The organism is Rhodoluna sp. (assembly GCF_049276775.1).
Lineage (GTDB): Bacteria > Actinomycetota > Actinomycetes > Actinomycetales > Microbacteriaceae > Rhodoluna.
This window is the reverse complement of sequence record NZ_JBASXC010000112.1, coordinates 1-1,847: the sequence shown is the minus strand read 5'-3', so window position 1 is coordinate 1,847 and position 1,847 is coordinate 1. Positions and strand designations below refer to the sequence as shown.

Here is a 1,847-nt window from a genome sequence, read left to right as displayed (position 1 = left end):
TCGTAGACCCACTTTTTCTCAGCAGTAAAATCATGTGGGACTTGCTCAGCGGTCCGACTTCCAGTCAATGAGAGGGATTCGAAAAAATCAAATCCAAAAAGATTGATGCGCGCAGCAGGCGATCGCTCGAGTAACGCAATCAGCGACAGACCTGAAGTGGGTCGCGCACCCAATTGGTTTGAAAGCAGATTAAAATCATCCTGCGCAAACAGATAGAAACCACTGCTAGATGCCGTTGTCCAATCCAAGCGCTTCCGTTTGTGGCTCAGCCATAAGTAACGATTGGGTCTTACTCGTTCCCGTAACGCACCAGAGTTTTTAACCGCCAATGCATGCCAGTCTGTTCGCGTGCCATGACTTTGAGCTGATGGTATTGGTGCGGAATTTATTCGAATGACTATGTCAGCACCATCGATATCGCTTCCGCTGTCCGTTTGCGATAAGCTGCGGGCGTTTCCTACAACGGAAACTGATTTCCCTCGGAGTTCTTCCGCCAGCTCTTGAAAATCCGCAGAAAGTGTTGCGAGCGTGGTTTCTTGTCGACAAAGTCTCGCCCAGTAGAAGCTTAATCTATTCATACCGTAAGAAGCCTTTTATACATTTGGACAAGCTGGCGAGCCTCCACATCAAGTGACATATTTTCTATAGCTGAATACCGTGCCGCCTGTCCCATTTCTTTGCGTAGAACACTGTTTTCCATTAGCTGCCTTACCTTTGTTTCTAGTTCGTTGGCATCCCCAGGCTGGTAGAGAAAACCGTTTTTTTGTTCTTCGATTAACGCATCAAACGCTCCAACCCCGCGTGTTGCTACAGTTGGAACACCAGTCGCCAATGCTTCCGCCACCGTCAACCCAAATCCTTCAAGGTGAGAAGGCGCAACATAAATTGACAGCTTTCGATATGCGGCCGGCATATCCTGTAATGGCACCTCAGGAATGAACTGTATCCTATCGGCAAGTCCCGCATCTTCAACCAGCGCAATGAGACCATCAAAATATGCCCTATCTCGAGGGAGCACACGTCCCATCACAATTGCCGACCAATTCGTGTGTTCCGGCAAAATGCGACAGAGCGCCTCAACAAACTCCTTGGTGCCTTTCATCGGTCGAATGCGACCATAACAACCGATCAGAAGCGGCTCATCTGACTTTGTACTCTCTACTGGGGAGAATGTTTCCGTATCAACACCGTGGGGTATTATGAGGCAACTGCGTGACATAACGTCAGCGTTTACCTGATTTGTGGCCACAACCTCATCACAATTACGAATAAGGAACCGCGTCCATCCAGTTCGAGGGCGTGGAGATGCCGAGGTAAAAACCACTTTTAAGTTGGAAACTCTTAGCCACTTAAGCAGAAGGCCAAGCAGAAGGTCATTATTTCTACGTGCATGCCAGACACGCAAGCGCCTCGACAAAAAGGGAATACGCCAAAGCGGAAGGTGTGGAACATTCAAAGGCAATCCTGGCCCAGTTGCTGCAATCGAAATTAGTCTTGCTTGCCTAACAACCAGACTTGCAATCGTTGCAGTTACCCCTGAGAGCCGTCGCTTGAGATTGGGAGCGATCACTTCAACTGTCTTGACTGCACAATCAGTGTTTCGAATTGTCATGCTCACAAATCCTTATCTTTAATTTCTAAACCTGTGATCCAAAACATTACAGCATAAAAAAGTCTCCACCAAACACCAGATAAACAGAAACTCATGTGCTGTTACAGTCTTTGAGTTGCATGATGAATTCAACCAGCTGAGGAAAAATTTCTCTTTGTTCGAGACATCGCTAGATCAAAAATCTGTCGACGGAAAATCAATACATTTTGATCACTTTACAAATCGGGTCTGTCAC

Annotated in this window: 2 protein-coding genes; both read right to left on the bottom strand. The window is 47.0% G+C overall.

What is annotated here, in order from left to right; all coding sequences use genetic code 11:
- The coding region (locus WAO31_RS06745) for a glycosyltransferase family 29 protein (protein WP_509591775.1) at positions 1-578 on the bottom strand (578 nt) is incomplete at its 3' end.
- A complete protein-coding gene (locus WAO31_RS06740; protein ID WP_509591773.1) occupies positions 575-1,612 on the bottom strand; it encodes a glycosyltransferase family 4 protein in 1,038 nt (345 codons plus the stop codon). The genes WAO31_RS06745 and WAO31_RS06740, both read right to left, overlap by 4 nt.
- Positions 1,613-1,847 lie beyond the last annotated feature (235 nt).